Genomic DNA, 24,017 nt, shown 5'->3' with positions numbered 1-24,017 from the left:
AAAGCGCTGTCATCCCGAGCGCAGCGAGGGACCCTTAACTTTCTTTGTCCGCCGTTATTTGGCCGGGGAGCTTGCGTCGACCCAGATGTTCTCCGGGTACTGGTGCGTGATCTCGGTCGGGTTGGGCTGCAGGCCGTGGACCCACGGCTGAAAGGCCAGGACCGCCTTGTTGTAGTTGAAGAACCAGACCGGCGCCTCGTCATAGAGCAGGTTGTTGGCCTTCTTCAGGATCGCGTCGCGCTTGGCCATGTCGCCTTCCTGGGCGGCATCGTCGAGCAGCTTGTCGAATTCGGCATTGTTGAAGCCGGTGTAGTTACAGGCCGTGCGCGGCGTCTTGGAGTAATAGCAGCGCAGGGTGGCGAGCGAATCAGGGCCGGTCAGGCTCGAGGCGATGAGCGACTGGTGGTCGCCCTTCATCAGGATCTCGGTCAGCACCGTGACCTCGACCAGCTTGGGCTTGGCCTTGATGCCGACGCGCGCCAGCATCGGGATCACCGCCTCGACGATCGGCAGGCCCCAGCTCTCGTTCTGGCTGGTCGTCCATTCGAACTCGAAGCCGTTGGGGAAGCCAGCCTCGGCCAGCAGCTTCTTGGCCTTCTCCGGATCGTAGGGGTAGGGCTTCATGGTCTTGTCGAAGGCGGCCGACGAGGGCGGCAGCCAGCTGGTGGCACGATAGGCCTTGTCCTTGACCAGGCGCGAAATGATCAGGTTGGAGTCGATTGCGTAGTTGATCGCCTGACGCACCCGCTTGTCCTGGAACGGCTTGATCGAGTTCAGGTTCATGTGCATCGAGCGCGTGAACATCTCGGCCACTTCCAGGATACCCTTGGAAAGCTGCGGATCGGCGCGATAGGCGACGTACTGCGCCGGCCCGAGGATCGAGGTGTCGATCTCCTTGTTGCGGAAGGCGACGTCGCGGGCCGCGGCCTCGGCCATGATCAGCACCTCGAGCTTGTCGAGATAGGGCTGCCCCGTCTTGTAGAACTTGTCGAAGCGGTCCATCGAGACGCGCGAGCCCGGAATGTGCTCCTTGAACTTGAAGGGTCCGAGGCCGACCGGATTGGAGGCATAGTTGCCCTTCTCGACCTCTTCCTTGGGCAGGATCGCGGTCGAGCCGCCGAAGAAGTAGTAGCCGGGGTCGACACGGTCGGTGATCGTCATCTCGAGCGTGTAATCGTCGACCTTCTTCAGGCCGGAGATTTCCTTGGCGGTGCCCTTCTCGACATCGACCGCGCCCTTGATCAGGCGGACATAGCGGGCGCCGGGATATCCCTTGCTGCCGTCCATGATGCGGGTGAAGGAGAAGATCACGTCGTCGGCCGTCATCTTGCGGCCGTTATGGAAGAAGGCGTCGTCGCGCAGTTTGTAGGTGTAGGTAAGGCCGTCGGCCGACACCGAGACGGACTTGGCCAGCTCCAGCGACAGCTTGTTGGCGGCGGTATCCCAGTTGTAGAGCGAGCGCTGCAGCGCCTTGCCGACGATGTCGTCCTGGGCCCGCGGCGTCACGTGCGGGTCGAGGCTGCCGAAGCTCGCGGCGTAGGGCGCGGTCATCCGAAGCGTGCCGCCCTTGCGCGGCGTCTCCTGCGCGTTCGCCGTGCCGGCGCCCATGACGGCGATCGCGGCGACCGCGAGCCATGCCAGTTTACGCATCAACCCATCCCCCTCGTGAACGTTCTTGTTGGAACGCATTCCATCCTGCCTTGCCTCTACGTGCAAGAGGAATGCCTAAACAGAGATCGCAACCATGTCGCGAGAGTCGCATTACCCGCGCATGCAGGTTTCCGAGATCATGACGCGCGAGGTCGAGACGATCGCACCCGATGCCTCTCTGCAGGCGGCCGCGGAAGCCATGGAGGCGATGGGCGTCGGTTCGCTACCGGTCTGTGATGGCAAGCGGCTGGTGGGCACGATCACCGACCGCGATATCGTGGTCCGCGCGGTTGCCGCCGGCTGGTCGCCGATCGACGCTTTGGTGAAGGACTGCATGACCGAGGACGTCGCCTACGCCTTCTGCGACGAGGAGACGGAGGAGGTTCTCGAACGCATGAAAGTGCTGCAGGTCCGGCGTCTCGTCATCCTAGACCGCGACAAGAACCTGGCCGGCATCGTGGCCCTGGGCGATATCGCCACCGAGCCGGATGCCGCCGCCGAGGCCCGCGTCGGCGCCGCCATGGCCGAGATCTCCGAGCCGTCGCGGCCGCTGAAGTAGCCTGTTTGAATCCTCAATAGCGACCTCACCCTGAGGAGCACTCCGAAGGAGTGCGTCTCGAAGGGTGGGCACGAGCACACCGTGTGTTGCCCATCCTTCGAGACGCGGCCTGCGGCCGCTCCTCCGGATGAGGTTAGAGGGGGCTTTCTAAGACAGAACGCCTCTACGCCGGAACGCAGTAGCCGTCGCGGCGGGGGTCGCAGCCGCCGGTGAAGATGCCGGTGTCGGGATCGATCGCGACGCCCTGCATACCGCCCACGCTCCAGGTCCATTCCGGACCGGTCGTGACCTCGTGGCCGAGTTTGCGCAGGTCGGCGTGAACCTCCGACGACAGGCGCGATTCCAGCAGCACCGCGGCGCCGTCGGTCAACCGTCCGCGCGGCGCCTCGATCGCCTGCTGCAGCGGCAGCCCGAAATCGACATGCTGGACCATGGCCTGCGGCTGGGTCTGCAGGATACCGTAGCTGCCCGGCGTGCCCAGCGCGAGGATCGGAGTGCCGTCCCGGGTCGAGATCGAGGGCGCCATGCACATGGGCAGCTGGTCGCCCGGCTTCACGCGGTTGGGGCTCTGCGGGTTCACGTCGGCCCAGTAGAGGAAGTTGTTGAGGCAGAGGCCGGTGCCGGGCACCACGACGCCGGACCCGAACACACTGCCCAGGCTCTGCGTCAGGCAGATCAGGTTGCCTTCGTTGTCGGCGATCGAGAAGGAGGTCGTGTGACTCTCGTCGGTCGGCGACACCGGCTGCTGCGGCGGTGTCCATTGTTCGGTCGGGCCGATCACCGGTTTGCCATCGCGTACGCGGGCGCGCAGCGTCTCCACGTGCGCGTCCGACAGGATCTCCGCCAGCTTCTGCGGCGACGGCACGCCGGCCGCGATGCGCACGCCGGCGGCGAGGCGGACGGCGCGCAGCACCGTGTCGAGATGCTCGGTCGAATTGCGCTTCATCGCGGCGAGGTCGAAGCCTTCGAGGATGCGCAGGGTCAACAGGAACTGGAAGCCCTCGCAGGGCGGCGGCGGCACGTGGACGGTGCGCCCGCGATAGGTGACGGAGACCGGGTCGCGCCAGGTGGCCTTGGCGGCCAGCAGGTCGTCCATGACCATGCAGCCGCCCAGCTCGGTCAGCCGGTCGAGAATCTTCTGGCCGAGCGCGCCGCCGTAGAGCAGGCCCGGGCCTTCGCTCGCCAGCGCCTCGAGCGTGCGCGCGAGATCGGGCTGCTTCAGCACGAAGCCCGGCTTCACGGTGCCGGCGCCGCCGGTATAGACCCGCGACCACTCCGGGTGCAGCGCCTCGTAGCCGGCGAGGTCGCCGGCGATGGCCTGCATTTCCTCGAGGTTGAATTCGATCAGCTGGAAGCCGTCGCGTGCGAGGGCGATCGCCGGCGCGAACAGTTCCGGCAGCTTCTTCCTGCCGTGCGCGCGGTTCAGTTCGCACCAGCCGGCGAGGTTGCCCGGCGCCCCGACGGCCACGGCGCCGCGCTGCAGTTGCGAGCGATTGCTGAGCTTGTCGACCGGGAAGTTCTTGGAGATCGGCCCGACGAAATCGAGCGTGCGGACACGCTTTTCGCTGGCGATGTAGCAGGTCGCGACGCCTCGACCGGCAAGGCCGGACATGTAGGGTTCGACGACGTTCAGTGCCGCTGCAGTCGCAACCGCCGCATCGAAGGCATTGCCGCCGTTCGACAGGATGCGCGCGCCGGCCGCCGCTGCCAGCGGATGAGCCGCCGCCACCATGCCGTGCCGCGATGCGATTGTCGGACGCCTGCCGTGTTGCAGCATGAGATCTCCCTTTGAGCCGCGCGGATCGTGCCGCCTCTTTCGCGCCTCGACCAGCGCCAATTGCGCATCGGTGCTGCCGCTAGCATAAAGGTCGGCATGACAATCGGCCGGCGCAAAGCCTTGACGATCCTCGCCGCAGCGTCCGCCGCTGCATCTCCTGCACGCGCTCAATCATGGCCCGCAAAGCCGCTCACCATCGTGGTGCCCTATGCGGCGGGAAGCGCCACCGACACGTTGGCGCGTCTCATGGCGGAGCAGCTCGCGCCGCGTCTCGGCCAGCCGGTGATCGTCGACAACAAGGGCGGCGGTAACGGTTCTATCGCCGCCAACTACGTGGCCAAGTCCGCCCCCGATGGCTACACGCTGATGATCGCCACGGCCGCCACGCATGCCGGCAATCCCAACCTGATGAAGTCGCTGCCCTATGACTCGCTGGTCGATTTCGCGCCGGCCGGCTTCTACGGCTTCATCCAGTTCGTCCTGCTGGTGCGCGCCGATGTCGGCATGGATACGCTTGCCGACTTCATCAAGCGCGCCAAGGCCAAGCCGATGCTGACCTCCGGCGCCGGCACGCCCTCGGCGCGCGTCATCACCGCGACGCTGGCGGAGCGCCTCGGCACCGAGATCACCTATGTGCCTTACAAGTCTGCGCCGCAGGCGCTGGCAGACCTGCTGTCCGGCCAGATCGACATGACTTTCGCGGACGTGGCCATCGCGGTGCCGCAGGTGAAGGCGGGTAAGGTGAAAGCGCTGGTGATGGCGTCGGACTCGCGCTCGCCGCTGCTGCCCGAGGTTCCGACCTTCCAGGAAGCGGGGCTGGGCCAGTTCGCGCTCGACGCCTGGTTCGTGATCATGGCGCCGGCCAAGACGCCGCCCGAGACCGTGGCACGGATCGACACGGCGGTGCAGCAGGTCGTGACCGATCCCGAGGTGATCAAGCGCCTGCGGGGAATTTCGTTCGAGCCCCAACGCAAGGCGCCCGAAGACGTCCGGCCGTTCATCAAGTCGGAAATCGAGAAATGGGGCCGGCTCGCCAAGGCCGCCGGCATCGAGAAGGAATGAAGATGGCTGAGCAGAAGCGTCTCGAATTCGGCTGGTTCCTGCCCACCGCCGGCGACACCACCGCCTATGGGCTGCCGAGCGCGCAGGTGGCGCCCTCGCTCGAGCTGTTCGACAGGATCGTCGGCGCGGCCGAGGCGGCGGGCTTCGAATACATGCTGGTGCCGGTCCAGACCGCCTGCTGGGAGGCGTGGATCTCCAGCGCCATGATGGTGGCGCGTTCCAAGACGATGCGGATGCTGGTGGCGGCACGGCCGAGCTACATCAATCCCGTGCTGCTGGCCAAGATGATCACCGCCTTCGATCAGCTCTCGGGTGGCCGCATCTGCATCAACCTCATTGCCGGCCAGAGCGAGGCCGAGAATGCCTCCGAAGGCATCAAGTGGGGCAAGGAAGAGCGCTACGAGATCATGGACGAGGAAGTCTCGATCCTGAAGGCGCTGTGGACGACCCGCGGCCCGGTGAACTTCGACGGCAAGTTCTACCAGCTCAAGGGCGCGCAGATCCGACCCTATCCGCTGCAGCAGCCGCATCCGCGCTTCTATCTCGGCGGCGGCTCGAAGCAGGCCTGGGAGATTTCGGCGAAGCATTCCGACGTTCATCTCTTCTGGGGCGACACCTACGAGCGCATCCGCGCCAACATGGCCGAGATCAAGTCGATGGCGGCGCGCCATGGCCGCGAGAACGAGATCGGCTTCGGCATGCGCCTGCAGGTCGTGTGCCGCCGGACCGAGAAGGAAGCCTGGGACTTCGCCCATGGGCTGGTCGAGCATGCCAGCGAGGCGCAGAAGGCTTTCGTGAAGGAACGCTTCGCCACTTCCGAGGCCAACCGCCGCGTGCGCGAGCTGGCGGCGATCGGCGAGACCATCGAGCCGCATCTGTGGACCGGCATCACCCAGGTCCGCCCCGGCGCCGGCATCGCCATCGTCGGCGATCCGGAACAGTGCGCCGACACCTTGCAGAAGTTCATCGACCTCGGCTGCCACTCCTTCTGCCTGTCGGGCTACCTGCACGACGAGGAGGCGGAGCGCTTCGGCAAATGGATCATGCCGATCCTGCGCGAGCGCAATCCTGGGCGCATGCTGGCGGCGTAGGCCGAGCGAAGCGCGGCCCGCCACCTCCCCATTTGAATGGGGAGGAAGGTGATCCCGCTCCGTCTTCACGGTAGACCTGGATCAGGATCCCTCACTTCGCTTCTCTCAAAGCGTGAGCTGCCATGGCCCAGCCGACCCTGCCGGATTTCAGCGCCCGCCAGCTCGAGGCCGTCCTCGCCGTCGGCGAATATGGCAGTTTCATCGCCGCGGCGGCCCGGCTGCGCATCTCTCAGCCGGCGCTGACGCGAACGATCAAGCGTGTCGAGACCGCGCTGGGCGTTCGCCTGTTCGAGCGCAGCACGCGCCATGTCCAGATTACGCCGGCCGGCCGCGAGTTCGCGGCGGTGGCCGAGCGCATGCTGAACGACCTTCGCATCACCGTGCGTTCGATCCGTGAGGTCGCCGAGGAGCAGCGCGGCCGGCTGACCATCGCCAGCATCATGTCGGTCGCGAGCGGCGCCTTGCCATTGTTGCTCGCGGCCTATCGCGCCGACCGGCCCGGCATCGAAATCCATGTGCAGGAGGGCGTGCACGGCAGCGTGCTCGAGGCGGTGCGCAGCGGCGTCGCCGATCTTGGCCTGGCCTATGTCGATGAATTGCCCGATGCGATGTCGGGCGAGGCGCTGCAGCGCGAGACCTTCTGTCTCGTCGTGCCGCGCCGCCATCGGCTGGCCAGCCGTCCTACGGTGACGCTTGCCGAGCTGCGAGACGAGCCGCTGGTGGCGCTGCCCGGCGATTCACGTACCCGCCGTACGATCGATGCCGCCGCATCGGTCGCAGGGGTTGCGTTGCGCCAGATGACCACGGTCAGTCAGTTCGCGACCTTGATGGGCTGCGTGCGCGCGGGCGTTGGCCTCGCCATCGTCCCGACCGGCGCGACGGGCCACTTCCTGGGCCGCGACCTGCGCGCGATCCGGCTCGGCGAGCCGAAACTGTCGCGACGGCTCGGCATCGTCCTGTTGCGTGAGCGCGAACCGTCGCCGGCGGCGGCCGGTTTCCTCGCTCTGGCGCGGCGATCATGGCCCAAGCCGGCCACGCGTTGATACGCGAAATGGAATAATCCAGGCTATCAGCTTGCGGTTGGCATAGGCGCGCAGAAGTCTATTCTGCCGGCAAGCCGTCCGGTGTCATGTGCCCGGAGCGGTGGAGGAAACGACGTGCAGTTTGCATCCCGATCCTACTCGGCCGACAGCATTTCGGCTGTCCAGGAACTCTATCATTCCAACGGCTGGACCGACGGTCTGCCCATCGTGCCGCCGACGCGCGAGGCGGTTCAGGAATGCCTCGAATGGGTGATGATGCCGCCCGACCAGCTGATCGGCATCGAGCCGGTGCGCGGCCTCGCCATTACCGCCGAGAAGCTCGCGATCAACGCCGTGATGGCGGGCTGCCTGCCCATGCACTTCCCGGTCGTCGTGACGGCCTGGACCGCCATGATGCAGGAAGAATTCCTGATGCATGGCGCCACGGCGAGCACCGGCGGCTGCGCGGTGCTGGTCATCTTGAACGGGCCGATCCGGCTCGAGATTGGCGCCAGCGGCTCGTTCAACGCGCTCGCCAACTCCGACCGGGCGACGGCGGTCATCGGCCGCGCCATCCGGCTCTGCCTGATCAACCTGCTGGACGACCGGCCGGGCGTGATCGACCGTTCGACCCTCGGCCATCCCGGCAAGTTCAGCTACTGCATCGCCGAGGACGAGGAGGACACGAGCTGGCTGCCGCTGGCCGAGCATCGCGGCGTGCCCAAGGGCGCGTCCTCGGTGACCGTGCTGGCGGCCGGCGCGCCGCGCCAGCTCATGAACGAATGGACGACCAAGCCCGAGGAGATCTTGGAAACCTTCGCGGCCGAGATGCGCGCCAACATGCGCCATTACTCGATCCATCCCGGCAACTACGCGCTGATCATCCCCAAGCAGCTGCGCGAGCATCTGCAGGCCGGCGGCTGGACCAAGGCCGACATTGCGACCTTCATCCATGAGCGCGCGCGCATCCATCGCCGCGAATGGGCCGATGTCGGCAAGGGCGCCGTCGTCCGCGACCGCGGCGACAGTGTCTATACGGCCATGGATTCGCCCGACCAGCTCCTGGTCGTGGCGGCGGGCGGCCCGGCAGGCGGCTTCGGCGCCGTCATCCCGCCCTGGCTGGGCAACAAGAGCTATGCCGTGACGTTGCCGATTGGCGTCTGCGTCGATTGCGAACCTCCCAAGAAGTAAGAGGAAACACATGTTCGAAGTTCTCGACCCCACGCCGGGCACCGCCCCGCCGGCCGGCCAGCTCGCGCCGCGCCTCGACACGCTGGAGGGCAAGACCATCGGCTTCATCTCGAACGGCAAGGAAGGCACCAAGGGCTTCTTCAGGCACCTCGATCAGATCCTGCGCGAGGAATACGGCGTCGCCCAGGTGGTGAGCCGCACCAAGTCGAACTACAGCGCCCCGGCCGATCCCCACATCGTGGCGGAGATCAAGGGCTGGGATGCCGTCGTCTCCGGCCTGGGGGATTGAGGCAGCTGTTCATCGTGCAGTCTGCACGACTCGGTTACCGCTGAAAGACTCGACGTTCCCGCGTTCAGCGTGATGACGACCCGGTTCGCCAGTGCTGCCGACATGATGAGCCGCGTGCTCGGCATGCCGGGCTACGGCTTCGCCCAGATCGGCCATCCGGTCAGCAGCGCGACCGACGACCAGCTCCGCGCCATGGCCCGCACGGCCATCGAGCAGGGCCTGGCCATGCTGGTCCGGCCCAAGGCCTGAGCTCCCGCTCGGCAACCCCGGACGGCATTTTGCGTTGTCCGGGGAACCATAAGGGAGTTTACGGCATGAAGCCGATGGCAATTTTGGGCGTCCTTCTGATCGCGATCGGCATCGCCGGCCTGGCGATCGACAATATCTCTTTCACCGAACGCAAGACCATCGTCGACGCCGGCCCGCTCAAGGTCACGGCGGACGAGCAACGTACCATCCCGATCCCGACCATCGCCGGCATCGTCGCCGTGATCGCGGGCGCCGGCCTCCTGTTCATGGGCCGCGCCGCGCGGAGCTAAGGGGTTTTCAGCCCAGCGGCCAAGTGAAGCGGATGTTGTTCCTGGCCAGGCCGTCGAGGACGACCTGCTGGCCGCCCGATTTCATCATCCATTCCAGGCGATGATCGCGATACTCGCGTCGGATCTGCCCCGACGCGAGGCGTTCGGCTGCGCTTGCCATGCCGGCGGCGGCGGCCTCGAACTCCTCGAAGGTGGCGGCAACCGATGGACGTTCGATGAGGCGTTCGCGCCACTTCGCCAGCGATGACCCGGCCGGCGTTCCCAAGCCGTAGAAGAACGAGCGATTGAGGTAGGGCGCCACGCTGAGGTCGGCCCAGCCGAAACTGTCGCCGTTGAACCAGGGGCGATCGCCGAGCTTGTCGGCAAGCCAGGCTTGCAGTTCGGCGGTCTGCCGCGCGGCGGTCGCCTTCATCTTCTCCGCTTGCTCGCCCTCGGCGCGCTTGAACCAGCGGATTTCGCTCAGGCCCCAGTTCACCGCTTCGTAGAGCGTGTCGCAGAGATCCTCGATCATCCGCGCCTCGGCGCGCGCCGCCGGATCGCGTGGTAGCAGCGGAGGGGAGGGATACTTGTCCTCGAGATACTCGAGGATGATCGTCGAATCGAAGATGCGCGCCTCGCCGTCGATCAGCGTCGGCACCTCGTTGCGCGGGCTGGCCGCCGCGAACGCGCCACCGGCCGTGCCGGTGCCGAGCGCGGCCGGTGTCTCGACCGTGAAGTCGAGTCCCTTCTCGCGCAGCGCGATCTTCACCTTCTGGGCGTAGGACGAGAGCGGATGTTCGTAGAGCAGCATGATGCTCACTTCGCTTGAGGAATCTCCATCCGGACCGCGACCGCGGCGCTGGCGATCACCGCGGGGTCGTTGTTCTCGGGATCGGCGATATCGAGCCCGCCCTTGACTACTTTCACGGTCACGATGCCGTGGGGCAGGGAGGCCTTCACCTTTTCTGCGTCGACCTTGTCGGGCTGCTGCACGCCGATCGTGACGTCGACGAACATGCCGGTCTTGGTGTCGATCTTCAGGGTCCGGATCATCGCGAGCGAGGAATGGTGCAGGGCGTCCTGCACAGCGCGCAAGGCCGCCTTGGTATAGTCGCCGCCGTGCAGATCGTTGCCGGTGCCGAGTTCGAGGATCACGCGCTTGGCGGTCATGGTCTTGGCTCCCTTACAGGTCGAGTCGGACGATGGCGGCGGCCTGGGCGATCACCGTCTTGTCTGTGCCGGCTTCGTTTTCGATCTCCAGACCGCCCTCGACCACCTTCACCGTGCCGGTGCCGTGCGGCAGGACCGCCAGCACCTCGGCCGTGTCGACCTGGTCGGGCCGGGGCACGCCGATCAGCACCTCGACCACCATGTCGTCGCTCGACTTGCCGAGCGCCGTCGCGACGGTGAGCGAGTTGTGCCACAGCGCGTCACGCAGGGCGCGGACGGCGGCCTTGGTGTAGTCGCCGCCCCGTATGTCGGTGCCCATGCCGATCTCGAGGGCTACCTTCTTCAACGCCATGGCTATCTCCTGTTCAGGGCTTCGCGAGGCCTGCCTTGATGAGCAGCGGCTTCACTTCGGCATAGTACTTCTCGGCGAAGGCGCGGAATTCTGCGGGGTTCTTGTCCCACGGCACCTGGATGAACTTCGCGAGGTACTCCAGCACCTTCGGCTCGGTCGAGGCCTGCTTGAAGGCCTGGTAGAGCGTGTCGACGATCGCTGGCGGCATGCCCTTGGGGCCGAGCAGGCCGTAGGGGCTCTGGCCGACCACGTTGACGCCGAGTTCGATCATCGTCGGTACGTCGGGATAGCGCGGGATGCGCTTCTCGGTCGCGAAGGCCAGGATGCGGCACTTGCCGTCGTCGACGAAGGGCGCCCACTGGGCCGCGTCCGCGATGAACTGGATCTCGCCGCCCATCAGCGCCTGCATCCATTCGGCACCGCCCTTGTAGGGGACATGGGTGAACTTCGCGCCGGTCGCCTGCTCGACCTCGATCATCATGAGCTGGCCGGTGCCGCCGACGCCCGAGGTGCCGTAATTGTACTTGTCCGGATCCTTCTTGCCCGCGGCGATCATGTCCTGGAAGGTTTTCCAGGGAGAGTCGGAGCGCACGACGATGCCCATCGTGTAGCCCGACAGGCCGGTGATGTAGGTGAAGTCGGTCAGCGGATTCCAGTTGGTCTGCTGATAGTGCGGATAGCGCAGCGTGTTGATGCTCATGACCGCCAGCGTGTAGCCGTCGGGCTTGGCGTTCAGCAGCATGGCCGGTGCCAGCGTGCCGGCTGCCCCCGGCTTGATGTCGATGATGATCTGCTGGCCCAGGATCTTGCCCACGGCTTCCGCGAGCAGGCGCATGTGGACGTCGGTGACGCCGCCTGCGGCGAAGGGGTTGTAGATCGTGATCGGCTTCTCGGGCTTCCAGCGGGCCTGGGCGCGGGCGATCCCGGGGACGATGAGGGGGGCGCTGAGCGCCGTCGCGCCGGCCAGGGCGGCAAAGCGGCGGCGGTTGATCGAGACGGGCTGGGACATGGACGCTCCTCCTGCTTCTCTTTTCTTTTTCTCGTGCACACGGCGAAACGGCTGCACGAGGCAGCCGTCCGTTCGTTCCATAGCGATTCGGCGAAGGCGCGTTAAGCCCTACTTCCGGCGCGCGGCGTCGATGCTCCAGGGGCCGGGGCCGGCCGCGGCGATGTAGAGGAAGACGAAGCAGTACAGGGCCGCCAACTCGCCCCGGTTGAGGATCGGGAAGAAGCCCATCGGGGCGTGGACCATGAAGTAGGCCACGGCCGTCATGCCGGAGGCGATGAACGCCGCGGGGCGGCTGAACAGGCCGATGACCAGCAGGATGCCGCAGACGAATTCGATCATGCCGGCATAGCCCGGCATCGACATGAGGGTGAAGTTCGGCGGCACGGCGCCGGCCGGAAACGCCAACAGCTTGGCGGTACCGTGCTGAAGGAACAGAAGGCCGCTCATGATGCGCACGATACTGAGCAGGCGCGGTGCCCAGGCGGCCCCGATTGCGTCGAAATTCATTGCAGAAAATCCCCAAAGGCGAATGTGGCCCCCATCCTGAATGCGGCACGGACTTTCGACAAGCGGTTGCTCGGTAACCCGGTTACCATCCCGTCAGTGAGCGCTCGCGCTTCGCGCGGGCTTTGCCTATGATCGGGCACGATCGGTCGAAAGAACCGGCAGAATTACAAGCAATAAGCGGCCGCAGGCCGCGCGCGTGGAGGAAATATGGCGACGGTCGAAGTCCGCAACGTGCGGAAGGCGTTCGGTCCTGTAGAGATTCTACATGGCGTCAGTGTCGACATCGCCGATGGCGAGTTCGTGGTGCTGGTCGGCCCGTCGGGCTGCGGCAAGTCCACCCTGCTGCGCATGCTCGCCGGGTTGGAGAACATCACGTCGGGCGAGATCGCGATCGGCGGGCGGGTGGTCAACACCGTGCCACCGAAGGACCGGGACATCGCGATGGTGTTCCAGAACTACGCGCTCTATCCGCACATGACGGTCTACGACAACATGGCCTTCTCGCTGACGCTCGCGAAGGCGCCGAAGTCGGTGATGGACGAGGAGGTCGGCCGGGCCGCCAGGATCCTGGGCCTGGAGCAGCTCCTGCATCGCTTTCCGCGTCAGCTCTCCGGCGGCCAGCGGCAGCGCGTCGCCATGGGCCGCGCCATCGTGCGCAATCCCCAGGTCTTCCTGTTCGACGAACCGCTCTCCAACCTCGACGCCAAGCTGCGCGTCCAGATGCGTTCGGAGATCAAGGAACTGCACCAGCGGCTCACGGTCACGACCGTCTACGTCACGCACGACCAGATCGAGGCGATGACCATGGCCGACAAGATCGTGGTCATGAACAACGGCCATATCGAGCAGATCGGTGCGCCGCTCGAACTCTACGACCGGCCGGCCAACCTGTTCGTCGCGGGCTTCATCGGCTCGCCGGCCATGAACATGGTGAAAGGCACCGTCTCGGACGGCGCGCTTCGCATGGAAGACGGGACGGCCTGGCCGTTGCCGACCAAGGGCGGCCGTCCGGCCGACGGTCCCGCCGTCTACGGCGTGCGGCCCGAGCATCTGATGCTCGATCCCGGCGGCATCCCGGCCACCGTCCAGGTGGTCGAGCCGACCGGCTCGGAGACCCAGGTCATGATGCGGATCGGCGGCCAGGCGGTCATCGGCGCCTTCCGCGAGCGTGTTACGGCGAAGCCCGGCGAGATCCTGCCCGTGAGGCCCGATCCCGCCCTGGTCCATCTGTTCGACCATCAGTCGGGCCAACGCCTCTGAGAACGGGGAAAGAAGAAGACAGACAAAAGATCAACAAAGGAGGAAACAATGGCGTTCATCATCAGGCGGCGTGAGTCGATCATTCTCGGTGCCGCCGCGGCGGCGATGGCGATGGGCCGCGCAGCCAACGCCCAGTCGGAGATTCCCAAGGCCGACGTGCCGGCGCCCAAGCTGCCGATCGAGAAGGGCGCGACGCTCCGCCTCCTGCGCCCCGCGCGCTTCGTGGAACCCGACGAGGTGATCTTCCGCGCCAACAGCGCCAAATTCGCCAAGGAAACAGGCGTCGACGTGAAGGTCGACTTCGTGGGCTGGGAGGACATCCGGCAGCAGACCGCCGTGTCGGCCAACACCGGTGCCGGCCCCGACATCGTCCTGGGCTGGGCCGAGGATCCCCACATCTATGCCGACAAGGTGGTCGAACTCAGCGACGTCGCCGAGTATCTCGGCAAGAAGTACGGCGGCTGGATGTTCCTCGGCGAGAAGTTCGGCAAGAAGGCCAAGACCAACAACTGGATCGGCATCCCGATGGGCGGCACAGGCGGCCCGCTGGTCTATCGCGTCTCGGCGCTGAAGGAAGCCGGCTACGACAAGGTCCCGACCACGCTGCCCGACCTGCTGAAGCTCTGCCAGCAGCTGCAGAAGATCAAGAAGCCGGCCGGCTTTGCGCTCGGCAACGCGGTGGGCGACGCCAACGGCTTCGCCAACTGGATGCTGTGGGCCCATGGCGGCTCGCTGGTCGACGAGGACGGCAAGGTCACGATCAACAGCAAGGAAACCGTCAACGCGCTCAACTACATGAAGGAACTCTACCCGACCTTCATCCCGGGCACGATGTCGTGGAACGACATCAGCAACAACCGGGCCTATGCCTCGAACGAGCTGTTCTTCACCGCCAACGGCGTGTCGATGTACTTCGCGCTGAAGAACGATCCGGCGACCAAGGCGATCGCCGACGACACCGAGCACGCATTGCTGACCCAGGGCGTGGCCAGCTCGACGCCGATGAGCGCCACGGTGTTGAACGCCATGGTGTTCAAGCACACCAAGTTCCCCAATGCCGCCAAGGCCTATCTCACCTTCATGATGGAGGCCGAGCAGTACGACCCATGGCTGACCGGCTGCCTCGGCTACTGGTCGCATCCGCTCAACGCCTACGACAAGAGCAAGGTGTGGACGAGCGATCCCAAGATCGCGATCTATCGCAGCACCATGAACAACCGCTTCTGGAGCGGCTACAAGGGCCCGATCACCCAGGCCGCCGGCACGGTCGCCGCCGAATACATCCTCGTCCAGATGTTCGCATCGGTGGCCGCCGGCCAGGCGACGCCGGCCGATGCCGCCAAGGAAGCGGAGCGTCGCACGCGCCGCTACTACCGCTAAGGCGCAGCCCAGGAAACGGCGCGACCGGCCGACGGTCGCGCCGCCGTTCCCGCTCTCCGGAGGGAAGATGACCGTCGCCACGATGACCGACTGGAACCGGACCCGAATACAGCAGGGTTGGCTGGCGCGCCTGTTCGACAACAAGGCGTTCCTGATTTTCATGTGCCTGTTGCCGGCCGTCGGCCTGCTGACGGTGTTCCTCACCTATCCGCTGGGCCTGGGGATCTGGCTGTCCTTCACCGACACCAAGATCGGCCGCACCGGCAAGTGGATCGGCTTCGACAACTTCGAGTACCTGCTCGAGGACCCGCAATTCTGGACGGCGGTCTTCTACAGCGTCTTCTATACGGCCGTCGCCACGTTCGGTAAGTTCGCGCTGGGCCTGTGGCTGGCGCTGCTGCTGAACCGGCACCTGCCGATGAAGAACCTGCTGCGCGCGATCATCCTGCTGCCGTGGATCGTGCCCACCGTGCTGTCGGCGCTGGCCTTCTGGTGGATCTACGATCCGCAGTTCTCGATCATCTCCTATCTCGCCACCGACGTGGTGGGCATCCGCGAGAAGCCCTTCGATTTCCTCAGCACGACCTGGCCGGCGCGCTGGTCGCTGATTGCCGCCAACATCTGGCGCGGCATTCCGTTCGTGGCGATTTCCCTGCTGGCCGGCCTGCAGACCATCTCGCCGTCGCTCTATGAGGCCGCCCTGCTGGACGGGTCCACGGCCTGGCAGCGCTTCCGCTACATCACCTTCCCGCTGCTGCTGCCGATCCTGGCGATCGTGATGACCTTCTCGATCATCTTCACCTTCACCGACTTCCAGCTCGTCTACGCCATCACCCGCGGCGGGCCGATCAACTCGACCCACCTGATGGCCACGCTCGCCTTCCAGCGCGGCATCGCCGGCGGCGAACTGGGCGAGGGCGCGGCCATCGCCGTGGCCATGATTCCCTTCCTCGTGTTCGCAACGCTGTTCAGCTACTTCGCGCTCGCGCGCCGCAAGTGGCAGCAGGGAGAAGCCAGTGACTGACGCCGCCGCGCCGACGCCGACCAGCGCCACCGCGCCTCCCGACGACATGGTCTGGGAGAGCCGCGGCCGCCGCATGGTGACGGTCTACGTCCCGCTGATCTGCTTCGTCATCATCCTGCTCTTCCCGTTCTACTGGATGGCGATCACGGCGTTCAAACCGAACGCGGAACTCTACGACTACAAGACCTACAATCCGTTCCTCATCGGCAGCCCGACGCTCGATCACATCTACAAGCTGCTGTTCGAGACGGCGTATCCGAAGTGGCTCATGACCACGATGGGCGTGGCGTTCTGCGCCACCTTCCTGTCGCTGTTCTCCAGCGTGCTGGCGGCGTACGCCATCCAGCGCTTGCGCTTCAGGGGGAGCCAGTATGTCGGACTGGGCATCTACCTCGCCTATCTGGTGCCGCCGTCGATCCTGTTCATCCCGCTGGCAACGACGGTCTACCAGCTCGGCCTGTTCGACACGCCGCTGGCTCTGATCCTGACCTACCCGACCTTCCTGGTGCCGTTCTGCACCTGGCTGCTGATCGGCTACTTCAAGTCCATTCCCTACGAGCTCGAGGAATGCGCGCTGATCGACGGCGCGACGCGCCTGCAGATCCTGCGGCGCATCACGCTGCCGCTGGCCGTGCCCGGCCTGATCTCGGCCGGCATCTTCTCGTTCACGCTGTCGTGGAACGAGTTCATCTACGCGCTCGCCTTCGTCCAGAGCAGCGAGAAGAAGACGGTGCCGGTCGCCATCCTGACCGAACTGGTTTCAGGAGACGTGTACCAGTGGGGCTCGTTGATGGCGGGCTCACTGCTGGGCTCGCTGCCCGTGGCAATCTTCTATTCCTTCTTCGTCGACTACTACGTCTCCTCCCTCACCGGCGCGGTGAAGGAGTAAACGTCTCCGCGTCAGGCCACGGGGCCGGGGCCCTGCGGATGCGGCACGGGCGTCGGCATGTCTTCCGGTGCCGGCGTGCCAGGCGGCAGCGGCATCTCGGGCGGCACTGGATCGGTCTTGCCGGGAACGGGCGGCACGGCGGGAACTTCGCGCGGCGTGTCTGCTGCGTAGAGCGTCATCGTCAATATTCCTTTCGCGAATGCCGAAAAACGAATGCCCGCCTCTCGGCGGGCATTCGGCTTCAGGAGATCAAGGACTAGCGATCCTTGTTCTGCGGCTGCTGCGGCTGACCAGGCTGCTGGTTGGGCTGCTGGTTCTGCTTCTGCTGCTGCTCGCGCTGGACCTGTTCGCGCTGCTGGCGATCACGATCCTGCTGCTGCGAGGGATTCTGCTTCTGGTCGTTCATGGCGTTTCTCCATGTTCGTCGCGACCGCCGGAATGGCAACCGCTACCCATCAAAACGCCTCCCACGGGAACGGGGTTGCACGTCCCACCGTTTCTTGGGGTGAGAGATGGATGACGGAAAAACGACGCTATTCCGGGAGGATTCGATGAATGGCAAGTTCGCACGCACAGCGATTCTCGTGGGCGTGTTTGCCGCCGTACCGCCGATCGCCTTCGCTGCCGATGAGGCGGGCTGCGCGGCGGAGTGGGCGCAGGCCGACGCAAACAAGGACGGAGTGGTCGCAGGCCCTGAAGCCGACCGGTACATCGCCTACATCCGTATTCGCGCCCAGGCCGAGCCGACAGACGGCCGCATCACGCAGGACGCCTTCATGCAGGCCTGCCGGGCTGACGTCTTCAAGGCGAGGGCCCCCGATCCCGGTGCGCCCCTGAAGGGGGCCAACTCCTTCACCGAGGCCCAGGCCAAGGACCGTGCGGTGGCCGCCGGCTACACGGACATCGCGCCGCTCACGAAGGACGCCGACGGCATCTGGCGAGGCGCGGCGCGCAGAGGCAACGAAGCCGTGAACGTCGCCATCGATTTCAAGGGCAACGTCGTTTCGCAATAACACTCAGGCAGGGAGGTCCACCATGAAGACCATCACGCGCGTCTATGACACGTATGCACAGGCCCGGCAGGTCGTGGCCGAACTGGAAGCCGCCGGAGCGCCTCCGTCGGACATCAACATCATCGCCAACCGATATGTCTGCGAGGAGACGGCGCGGGGCGAGGAGCCTGCTGGCGCGGCTGCGGGCATCGGCGCAGCGCTCGGCGGCACGGCGGGACTGCTGGCAGGGCTGGGCATGATCGCCATTCCCGGGCTCGGGCCGGTCGTTGCCGCTGGCGCTCTGGCGGCGACGGCGGTCGGCGCCGCAGCCGGCGCCGCGACCGGCGGCCTCGTGGGCGCGCTGGTGTCGTCCGGTGTGCCGCAACGAGAGGCCGAGGTCTACTGTGAGGCGGTGCGCCGCGGCGGAACGATGGTGAGCATGCGCACCTCCGAGGCCGACGAGCAGCGCGTGCTGCTGATCATGGACCAGCATCGCCCCATCGATCACGCCGCCCGCGAAGCCGACTATCGTACCACCGGCTGGACGCGCTTCGATCCGCAGGCCGAGCCCTATACGCCCAGCCAGACAGAGATCGAGCGCCTGCGCCGGCCCTACGCGACCCCGTAGAGGTGTTTACTTCTCCGGCACCTTGCCGATCCGCTCGACGGCGACTTTCAGCCGTGCCGCGTCCTTGTCGAGGAAGGTCTTGAACGCCGGCGCATCGAGATAGGCGATCGGCGTCTCGACCTTGGCCATCGCTTCCTTGAACTCGGGGTCTTCAGCCGTGCGACGCGCCGCGTCGCGCAGTGTCATGAGGATCGGGGAGGGCGTGGCTGCGGGCGCGAAGAGCCCCGACCAGATATAGAAGGTGGCGTCGTAGCCCAGCTCCTTCATGCTCGGCACATCGGGCAGTGAAGCGAGGCGCTTGTCGCCCCAGACCGCGAGCGCCCGCATCTTGCCGGCCTTGATCTGGCCGATGGCGGCCGACGGGCCCGAGGCCAACGCGTCGATCTGGCCGCCCAGCAGCGCCGCGACCGCCGGTCCGCCGCCCTGGTAGGGAATGTGGAACAGCTTGATGCCGGCGGCATCGGCGAAGATCTCCATCGCCACGTGCAGCGTGCCGTACACGCCCGAGGAGCCATAGTTGATGGTCCCGGGCTTGGCCTTCGCGGCTTCGACCAGATCCTTCAGTGTCTTGTACGGACCCTCCGCGCTGACCACGAGCACCGTGGGATCGGCGCTGATCAGAGCGATCGGCGCAAACTGGTCGAGCTCATAGGCGGGCGTACGGCCCTGCAGGCGATCGGCCACCGGCAGGACCGAGATCGACGACAGTGCCATCAGGATCGTATAGCCGTCCGGTGCCGCGCGCGCGGCCTGCGCGGTGCCCACCGAGCCGCCGGCGCCGCCCTTGTTCTGCACGACGACAGACTGCTTGAGCAGCTTGCCCATCACGTGAGCCGTCGGCCGGCCCGTGATGTCGGCGACGCCGCCGGGCGGGAAGGGCACGATCATGGTGATCGGCCGCGACGGAAAGGCTTCCTGCGCCCGAACGGGGACGCCGAGCGGCAGCATCGCCGCGCCGGCCAGAAGGGTACGCCGCTTCATCTCGTTTCCTCCAGTCACGTCTTGATTGATTACTTGCCCTTGGAGCCGGCCTTGGCGGCTCCGCTTCGGGTACCGGGATAGGTGGCGGTGAAGCCGAAGAGGGTCGAGAGTGCGTCCGGCACCATGATCTTGTCGAGATCGTCCAGGCCCGCGGTTTTGGTCGGCTTCAGGCCGAGCACCAGCGGTCCGTTCGGCGCCTGCCAGTCGCCGACGAAGGAGGCGAGCGCGTCGAGCGCCGTCAGTGTTTGGCCGGTCTGTGCCCGCGCGAAGCCGGCCAGCGCGTCGAGCGCGGTGGTGATCAGCTCCTCGGGCTTGATGCCCTCCTCGCTGGCAAGGGCGGGGACGAGCCTCTCCAGCAGCTGCTTGTCGTCGATCGTGAGGGAGGCGCTGCGCAGCCGGCCCTCGTCCTTGGCGGTGTCCATGTCGGTATCGTCGCTCACCCCGTCCACGATCATCGACAGGGCGAAGCGCGCCTGGCCTCGCAGGGTCACTTCCAGCAGGGTGAGCGTCAGAACCTTGGCGGCTGGGTCGATGCGATAGTCGAGGGCGATGTCGAACGGCACCTTGGGGACCCCGTAGGGCTCGAGGGCGGTGAACATCTCGTCGTCGCCGGTCATCCCCTCCATTTTCAGCCTGGCAAAACGCGGCGCGAGATCGTCCTTGGAATCCTTCCGGAGGCGCTCGAAGTCGAGGTCGTCGACCGTCACCTTGTCGATCCTGATCGTGCTTTCCTTGTCGCCGGTCGCGGGATTGGCCGGCACGACGGCCACCACGTCCTTCAGCACGAATCCCGTGGCGCCCAACGGCTCGGCGCCGGCATAGCTCAGCGTCTTGAGCGCGAACTGGGGCTTGATCTCCTTCTCGAAGCGCTCCAGCCCGTTCTGCGCCCAGCTGCCGGTCGCAAATCCGATGAACAGCAACGCCGACAGCAGCGCCGCGAAAACTACCCGCATGAACTCATCTCCTCGCCAACGATCGAGGATAGCACAGCCCCCCACCGGGGCGGACCGCTCGCCTATACCAAGGGAGGAATCGCTTCTGTCACACGGTCGGGGCATGCTGGGGCATCGACCACCTGAAGGAGACGAAGATGATCCGCAAGGCAAAGGCCGAATGGCGCGGCACGGGCAAGGACGGCACCGGCGGCCTCACCAGCGATTCGGGCGTTCTGTCCGGGACGCCCTATTCCTTCAAGACCCGTTTCCAGGGCGAGAAGGGCACCAATCCCGAAGAATTGATCGCCGCCGCCCATGCCGGCTGCTTCACCATGGCGCTGGCGTTCCAGCTGCAGACGGCCGGCTTCACGCCGACCCTGCTCGAGACCGAGGCGGCGGTTTCGCTCGACCAGGACGGGGCGGGCTTCAAGATCAGCAAGTCGGCCCTCACCCTGGTGGCCGAGGTGCCGAACCTCGACCAGGCGACCTTCGACAAATTGGCCGAGGCGGCCGAGAAGGGTTGCCCCGTCTCCAAGTTGCTCAACGCGGAGATTACGCTCCACAAGACTCTGAAGTAGTCTCCGGCCGGCAGAAACGGGTGCGCCGCCTGTCGCGGCGCCCCGTAAGCCGGGGGGAGATTTTCATGATTCGTGCGTTCGCTTGTTCGCTTGCGTTGCTGGTCCTGCCACTCACGGCGGCTTCCGCCCAGACGCTCAAGAAGGAAGACGCGGAGAAGATGGTGATCGGCCTGTACGCGGTTTCCATTGCCGTCGACACCTGCGACCTCGACATGACCAAGGACCAGGAAACGCGCCTGGAGTTCTGGATCGAGTGGGCCGAGAAGCAGCTCAACATCGCGGACCGCAAGCTCGACAAGACTTACGACACGATGGAAAAAGAAGCCGAGAAGAACAAGAAGGACTTCTGCGATAAGATGATGCCGATCGCCACGCAGGCGCTGAAGGAACTGCCGCCGGCGATGTAGGGCTGAGCGAAGCTCAGCCCGCCAAGCGCCAGGACATTGCCGTTGGTAATGTCCGGGAACGCCGAAGGAAGAACGACCGCAAGCCCTACTTCAGTTCGATCCACGCCGGTGCGTGGTCGCTGGGGCTTTCGCGCCCGCGTTCTTCCCGATCGACGCCGCCGCGCACGAGGCGCGGGGCGAGGTCTGGACTGAGCAGCAGATGGTCGAGGCGCAGGCCGCCATCGCGCTCCCAGCGATGCCGCTTGTAGTCCCAGAACGTGTACATCGGCTTGTCGGGATGAAGCGTGCGCAGGCTGTCGGTCCAGCCAAGCGCCAGCAGCTTCCCGAAGGCTGCCCGTGGCGCCGGCTGGACCAGCGCATCGTCCCTCCAGGAGCGCAGCGAATAGATGTCGAAATCGGTCGGCACGACGTTGTAGTCGCCCGCCAGCACCACCGGCGCGCCACTCTTCAGGAGCGACTTTGCATGGCGTTGAAGGCGGCGCAGCCAGTCGAGCTTGTAGTCGAATTTCGGCCCCGGCTGTGGATTGCCGTTGGGCGCGTAGAGGCAACCGACGATCAGCCCCTTCACCGCCGCCTCGATGTAGCGGCTCTGTGGGTCGCTGCGATCGCCGGGCAGGCCCTTCCGCGTCAGGACCGGCTCGGCCCTGCGTCCCAGGATGGCGACGCCGTTCCACGTCTTCTGCCCCTGCCAGACGGCGTGATAGCCGGCGCGCCGCACCTCGGTCTCGGGAAAGGCCTCGTCGGCCGCCTTCAGTTCCTGCAGGCAGACGATGTCGGGCTTGGAGCGCTTCAGCCAGGCCAGCAGGTTGGGCAGGCGCCGGTTGACGTTGTTCACGTTGAAGGTGGCGATCTTCATGGCTAGCGATACCCCGCTGCCTGCAGCTCGAAGAGCTCGGCATAGCGACCCTCCTGCGCCACCAGCTCGTCGTGCGTGCCCTGCGCCTCGACCTTGCCGTCCGCCAGCACCAGGATACGGTCGGCCATGCGGACGCTGGAGAAGCGATGGGAAATCAGCACCGCGGTCTTGCCCTTGCTCAGTTCCTTGAAGCGCTGGAACACCTCGAATTCGGCGCGGGCGTCCAACGCGGCGGTCGGTTCGTCGAGGATCAGAACCTCGGCCTCGCGCATGTAGGCACGGGCAATGGCGATCTTCTGCCATTCGCCGCCGGACAGTTCGACGCCGTTCTTGAAGCGCTTGCCGATCATCTGGTCGTAGCCGTGCGGAAGGCGGCCGATCACCTCGTCGGCCTGGCTGCGGTTGGCCGCGCGCGCGATACGCTCGCGGTCGCCGCGCGCCTCGATGCGGCCGACGGCGATATTGTCGCCGGCCGGCAAGTTGTAGCGGACGAAGTCCTGGAAGATGACTCCCATGCTGCCGCGCAGCTCGTCGAGCCCGTAGTCGCGCAGGTCGCGGCCGTCGAGCAGGATGCGGCCCTCGTCGGGGTCGTAGAGCCGCGTCAGCAGCTTGACCAGCGTGGTCTTGCCGGCGCCGTTCTCGCCGACCAGCGCCACCACCTCGCCGGCCTTGAGCGTGAAGGAGAGATGGCGCACCGCCCAGCGCTCGGCGCCGGGATAGATGAAGCCGACATCCTCGAACACGAAGCCTTCGCGGATCGGCTTGGGAAAGGGCAGGGGATTGCCGGGAGAGTGGATCTCCGGCTGGACCTCGAAGAAAGAGAAGAGGTCGTCGAGATAGAGCGCCTGGCCGGCCACCGAGGAGAAGCCGCTCAGAAGCGATTCGAGCAGCGTGCGCAGGCGGCGGAAAGAGCCTGCGAGGAAGGTGAGGTCGCCAACGGAAAATTCGCCGGTCAGGGTCCGCCACGCGATGTAGGCGTAGGCGAAGTAGTAGCCGATCGTGCCGATGGTGGTGAACAGCCCGCCCCAGCCGGCACGGCGCAGCGCGAGGCGGCGGTTGGCCTCGTAGAACGAGGTCGCGAGGTGGCGATAGCGATCGATCAGGAAGTCGTTCAGCCCGAAGATCTTCACTTCCTTGGCGGTTTCGGCGCTGGCCGCGGTCTGGCGGACATAGTCGAGCTCCCGCCGCTCGGGTGTGCGGCCGAAATCGAGCGAATAGCTCTTGGCGTTGAAATGCGCCTCGCCGAGGAAGGCGGGCACCAGCGCCACCAGCAGCAGCACGATCAGCCAGGGCGCGAAGACGATGAGACCGGCGGCGAGGCTCGCCACCGTCACCAGGTCCTGGGCCTGGGAGAAGAGCTGGCTCATCAAGGTCATGCGGCCGCTCGTCTGGCGTCGCGCGCGCTCCAACTGGTCCTGGAACTCGGCATCCTCGAAATCCTCGAGGTCGAGCGTTGCGGCATGCTCCATCAGCCGCACGCTCGAGCTGGTGCTGACCCGCTCGGCCAGCAGCCCGTCGAGCAGGGAGACGATGCGTCCCAGCACGTCGGCCAGCACCGCGACCGCGAACTCGGCCGCCAGCAGAAGTCCGAGCCGGTTGAGGTGGCCGCTGTCGAGCCATTGCGTCAGGGTCGTCGGCTTGTCGGGCAGCTGCACCAGCATCACGACATCGTCGATGATCAGCTTGCCGATGTAGAGCGTCGCCACCGGCAGCAGCGCGCGCACCAGGCGCAGCGCGATGGTGCTGGCAGTCAGCGTCGGGCTGGTCGCCCAGACCATGGCGAGGAAGGGGCGCAGGTTCCTGAGCGCGCCGACGCGCTCACGAAACGAGCTGGTGCTGATCGTCGACGGCGAAGGCATCCGGGCTCAACCCCCGCAAGGGCGCGCGGGT

Annotated in this window: 28 protein-coding genes; 15 read left to right on the top strand and 13 right to left on the bottom strand. The window is 66.0% G+C overall.

What is annotated here, in order from left to right:
• Positions 1–54: 54 nt before the first annotated feature.
• The gene (locus ACO07K_RS21745; protein ID WP_422031542.1) at positions 55–1,650 is read right to left on the bottom strand and encodes an ABC transporter substrate-binding protein; all 1,596 of its coding nucleotides are present in this window, start codon (positions 1,648–1,650) and stop codon (positions 55–57) included.
• A 94-nt stretch (positions 1,651–1,744) separates the two neighbouring features.
• On the opposite strand from ACO07K_RS21745, the gene ACO07K_RS21740 reads away from it, so the two are divergent.
• Positions 1,745–2,209, top strand: coding sequence for a CBS domain-containing protein (locus ACO07K_RS21740; RefSeq protein ID WP_422031540.1), 465 nt, complete (start codon positions 1,745–1,747; stop codon positions 2,207–2,209).
• A 163-nt stretch (positions 2,210–2,372) separates the two neighbouring features.
• Here ACO07K_RS21740 and ACO07K_RS21735 read toward each other — a convergent pair whose 3' ends face one another.
• Positions 2,373–3,986, bottom strand: coding sequence for a gamma-glutamyltransferase family protein (locus ACO07K_RS21735; RefSeq protein ID WP_422031538.1), 1,614 nt, complete (start codon positions 3,984–3,986; stop codon positions 2,373–2,375).
• A gap of 96 nt (positions 3,987–4,082) precedes the next feature.
• Here ACO07K_RS21735 and ACO07K_RS21730 point away from each other — a divergent pair, with 96 nt between their 5' ends.
• The 6 genes from ACO07K_RS21730 (at position 4,083) to ACO07K_RS21705 (ending at position 9,180) form a co-directional block, all read left to right on the top strand.
• Positions 4,083–5,048: a Bug family tripartite tricarboxylate transporter substrate binding protein gene (locus ACO07K_RS21730; RefSeq protein WP_422031536.1), complete on the top strand. Its 966-nt coding sequence runs from the start codon at positions 4,083–4,085 to the stop codon at positions 5,046–5,048.
• 2 nt (positions 5,049–5,050) lie between these two features.
• Complete coding sequence (locus ACO07K_RS21725) at positions 5,051–6,139, top strand: LLM class flavin-dependent oxidoreductase (protein ID WP_422031534.1); 1,089 nt, start codon at positions 5,051–5,053, stop codon at positions 6,137–6,139.
• 122 nt (positions 6,140–6,261) lie between these two features.
• On the top strand, positions 6,262–7,182 hold the full coding sequence (locus tag ACO07K_RS21720) for a LysR family transcriptional regulator (RefSeq protein WP_422031532.1): 921 nt from the start codon (positions 6,262–6,264) through the stop codon (positions 7,180–7,182).
• Between the two features lie 114 nt (positions 7,183–7,296).
• Positions 7,297–8,352: a hypothetical protein gene (locus tag ACO07K_RS21715; protein ID WP_422031530.1), complete on the top strand. Its 1,056-nt coding sequence runs from the start codon at positions 7,297–7,299 to the stop codon at positions 8,350–8,352.
• Between the two features lie 10 nt (positions 8,353–8,362).
• The gene (locus ACO07K_RS21710; protein WP_422031528.1) at positions 8,363–8,890 is read left to right on the top strand and encodes a UGSC family (seleno)protein; all 528 of its coding nucleotides are present in this window, start codon (positions 8,363–8,365) and stop codon (positions 8,888–8,890) included.
• 65 nt (positions 8,891–8,955) lie between these two features.
• Positions 8,956–9,180, top strand: coding sequence for a hypothetical protein (locus ACO07K_RS21705; RefSeq protein WP_422031526.1), 225 nt, complete (start codon positions 8,956–8,958; stop codon positions 9,178–9,180).
• 7 nt (positions 9,181–9,187) lie between these two features.
• On the opposite strand, the gene ACO07K_RS21700 is transcribed toward ACO07K_RS21705, so the two are convergent.
• From ACO07K_RS21700 to ACO07K_RS21680, 5 genes are all read right to left on the bottom strand, one after another.
• Positions 9,188–9,970, bottom strand: coding sequence for a glutathione S-transferase family protein (locus ACO07K_RS21700; RefSeq protein WP_422031524.1), 783 nt, complete (start codon positions 9,968–9,970; stop codon positions 9,188–9,190).
• Positions 9,971–9,975: 5 nt separating this feature from the next.
• On the bottom strand, positions 9,976–10,329 hold the full coding sequence (locus tag ACO07K_RS21695) for a Lin0512 family protein (protein ID WP_422031522.1): 354 nt from the start codon (positions 10,327–10,329) through the stop codon (positions 9,976–9,978).
• A gap of 13 nt (positions 10,330–10,342) precedes the next feature.
• Positions 10,343–10,681: a Lin0512 family protein gene (locus ACO07K_RS21690; protein ID WP_422031520.1), complete on the bottom strand. Its 339-nt coding sequence runs from the start codon at positions 10,679–10,681 to the stop codon at positions 10,343–10,345.
• A gap of 13 nt (positions 10,682–10,694) precedes the next feature.
• Entirely contained in the window at positions 10,695–11,690 is a 996-nt protein-coding gene (locus ACO07K_RS21685) for a Bug family tripartite tricarboxylate transporter substrate binding protein (RefSeq protein ID WP_422031518.1), read from the bottom strand.
• A 108-nt stretch (positions 11,691–11,798) separates the two neighbouring features.
• Entirely contained in the window at positions 11,799–12,197 is a 399-nt protein-coding gene (locus ACO07K_RS21680) for a DoxX family protein (RefSeq protein ID WP_422031516.1), read from the bottom strand.
• A 207-nt stretch (positions 12,198–12,404) separates the two neighbouring features.
• On the opposite strand from ACO07K_RS21680, the gene ACO07K_RS21675 reads away from it, so the two are divergent.
• From ACO07K_RS21675 to ACO07K_RS21660, 4 genes are all read left to right on the top strand, one after another.
• On the top strand, positions 12,405–13,457 hold the full coding sequence (locus ACO07K_RS21675) for an ABC transporter ATP-binding protein (protein WP_422031514.1): 1,053 nt from the start codon (positions 12,405–12,407) through the stop codon (positions 13,455–13,457).
• A gap of 48 nt (positions 13,458–13,505) precedes the next feature.
• Positions 13,506–14,837 (top strand): ABC transporter substrate-binding protein, encoded by a 1,332-nt coding sequence (locus tag ACO07K_RS21670; protein WP_422031512.1) that lies wholly within the window; start codon positions 13,506–13,508, stop codon positions 14,835–14,837.
• Between the two features lie 67 nt (positions 14,838–14,904).
• Positions 14,905–15,861 (top strand): carbohydrate ABC transporter permease, encoded by a 957-nt coding sequence (locus ACO07K_RS21665; protein ID WP_422031510.1) that lies wholly within the window; start codon positions 14,905–14,907, stop codon positions 15,859–15,861.
• 46 nt (positions 15,862–15,907) lie between these two features.
• Positions 15,908–16,750, top strand: a complete 843-nt coding sequence (locus ACO07K_RS21660; RefSeq protein WP_422036688.1) for a carbohydrate ABC transporter permease — start codon at positions 15,908–15,910, stop codon at positions 16,748–16,750.
• Positions 16,751–16,761: 11 nt separating this feature from the next.
• Here ACO07K_RS21660 and ACO07K_RS21655 read toward each other — a convergent pair whose 3' ends face one another.
• Both ACO07K_RS21655 and ACO07K_RS21650 read right to left on the bottom strand, forming a co-directional pair.
• Entirely contained in the window at positions 16,762–16,929 is a 168-nt protein-coding gene (locus ACO07K_RS21655; protein ID WP_422031508.1) for a hypothetical protein, read from the bottom strand.
• Between the two features lie 77 nt (positions 16,930–17,006).
• Positions 17,007–17,156: a hypothetical protein gene (locus tag ACO07K_RS21650; RefSeq protein WP_298318698.1), complete on the bottom strand. Its 150-nt coding sequence runs from the start codon at positions 17,154–17,156 to the stop codon at positions 17,007–17,009.
• Positions 17,157–17,301: 145 nt separating this feature from the next.
• Here ACO07K_RS21650 and ACO07K_RS21645 point away from each other — a divergent pair, with 145 nt between their 5' ends.
• Entirely contained in the window at positions 17,302–17,763 is a 462-nt protein-coding gene (locus tag ACO07K_RS21645; protein WP_422031505.1) for a hypothetical protein, read from the top strand.
• 22 nt (positions 17,764–17,785) lie between these two features.
• Positions 17,786–18,370 (top strand): general stress protein, encoded by a 585-nt coding sequence (locus tag ACO07K_RS21640; RefSeq protein WP_422031503.1) that lies wholly within the window; start codon positions 17,786–17,788, stop codon positions 18,368–18,370.
• A gap of 6 nt (positions 18,371–18,376) precedes the next feature.
• Here ACO07K_RS21640 and ACO07K_RS21635 read toward each other — a convergent pair whose 3' ends face one another.
• Positions 18,377–19,351, bottom strand: a complete 975-nt coding sequence (locus ACO07K_RS21635) for a Bug family tripartite tricarboxylate transporter substrate binding protein (RefSeq protein ID WP_422031501.1) — start codon at positions 19,349–19,351, stop codon at positions 18,377–18,379.
• A gap of 29 nt (positions 19,352–19,380) precedes the next feature.
• Entirely contained in the window at positions 19,381–20,304 is a 924-nt protein-coding gene (locus tag ACO07K_RS21630; RefSeq protein ID WP_422031499.1) for a hypothetical protein, read from the bottom strand.
• A 137-nt stretch (positions 20,305–20,441) separates the two neighbouring features.
• Here ACO07K_RS21630 and ACO07K_RS21625 point away from each other — a divergent pair, with 137 nt between their 5' ends.
• Positions 20,442–20,864: an OsmC family protein gene (locus ACO07K_RS21625; RefSeq protein WP_422010165.1), complete on the top strand. Its 423-nt coding sequence runs from the start codon at positions 20,442–20,444 to the stop codon at positions 20,862–20,864.
• Between the two features lie 65 nt (positions 20,865–20,929).
• A complete protein-coding gene (locus ACO07K_RS21620) occupies positions 20,930–21,271 on the top strand; it encodes a hypothetical protein (protein ID WP_422031497.1) in 342 nt (113 codons plus the stop codon).
• A gap of 85 nt (positions 21,272–21,356) precedes the next feature.
• On the opposite strand, the gene xth is transcribed toward ACO07K_RS21620, so the two are convergent.
• Positions 21,357–22,127 (bottom strand): exodeoxyribonuclease III, encoded by a 771-nt coding sequence (xth, locus tag ACO07K_RS21615; protein ID WP_422031495.1) that lies wholly within the window; start codon positions 22,125–22,127, stop codon positions 21,357–21,359.
• 2 nt (positions 22,128–22,129) lie between these two features.
• A complete protein-coding gene (locus ACO07K_RS21610) occupies positions 22,130–23,986 on the bottom strand; it encodes an ABC transporter ATP-binding protein (protein ID WP_422031493.1) in 1,857 nt (618 codons plus the stop codon).
• Positions 23,987–24,017: the final 31 nt, after the last annotated feature.

Source organism: Reyranella sp. (genome assembly GCF_965228225.1).
Lineage (GTDB): Bacteria > Pseudomonadota > Alphaproteobacteria > Reyranellales > Reyranellaceae > Reyranella.
Note: the sequence above shows the minus strand (reverse complement) of the source record. Positions and strands in the feature narration are given on the sequence as shown.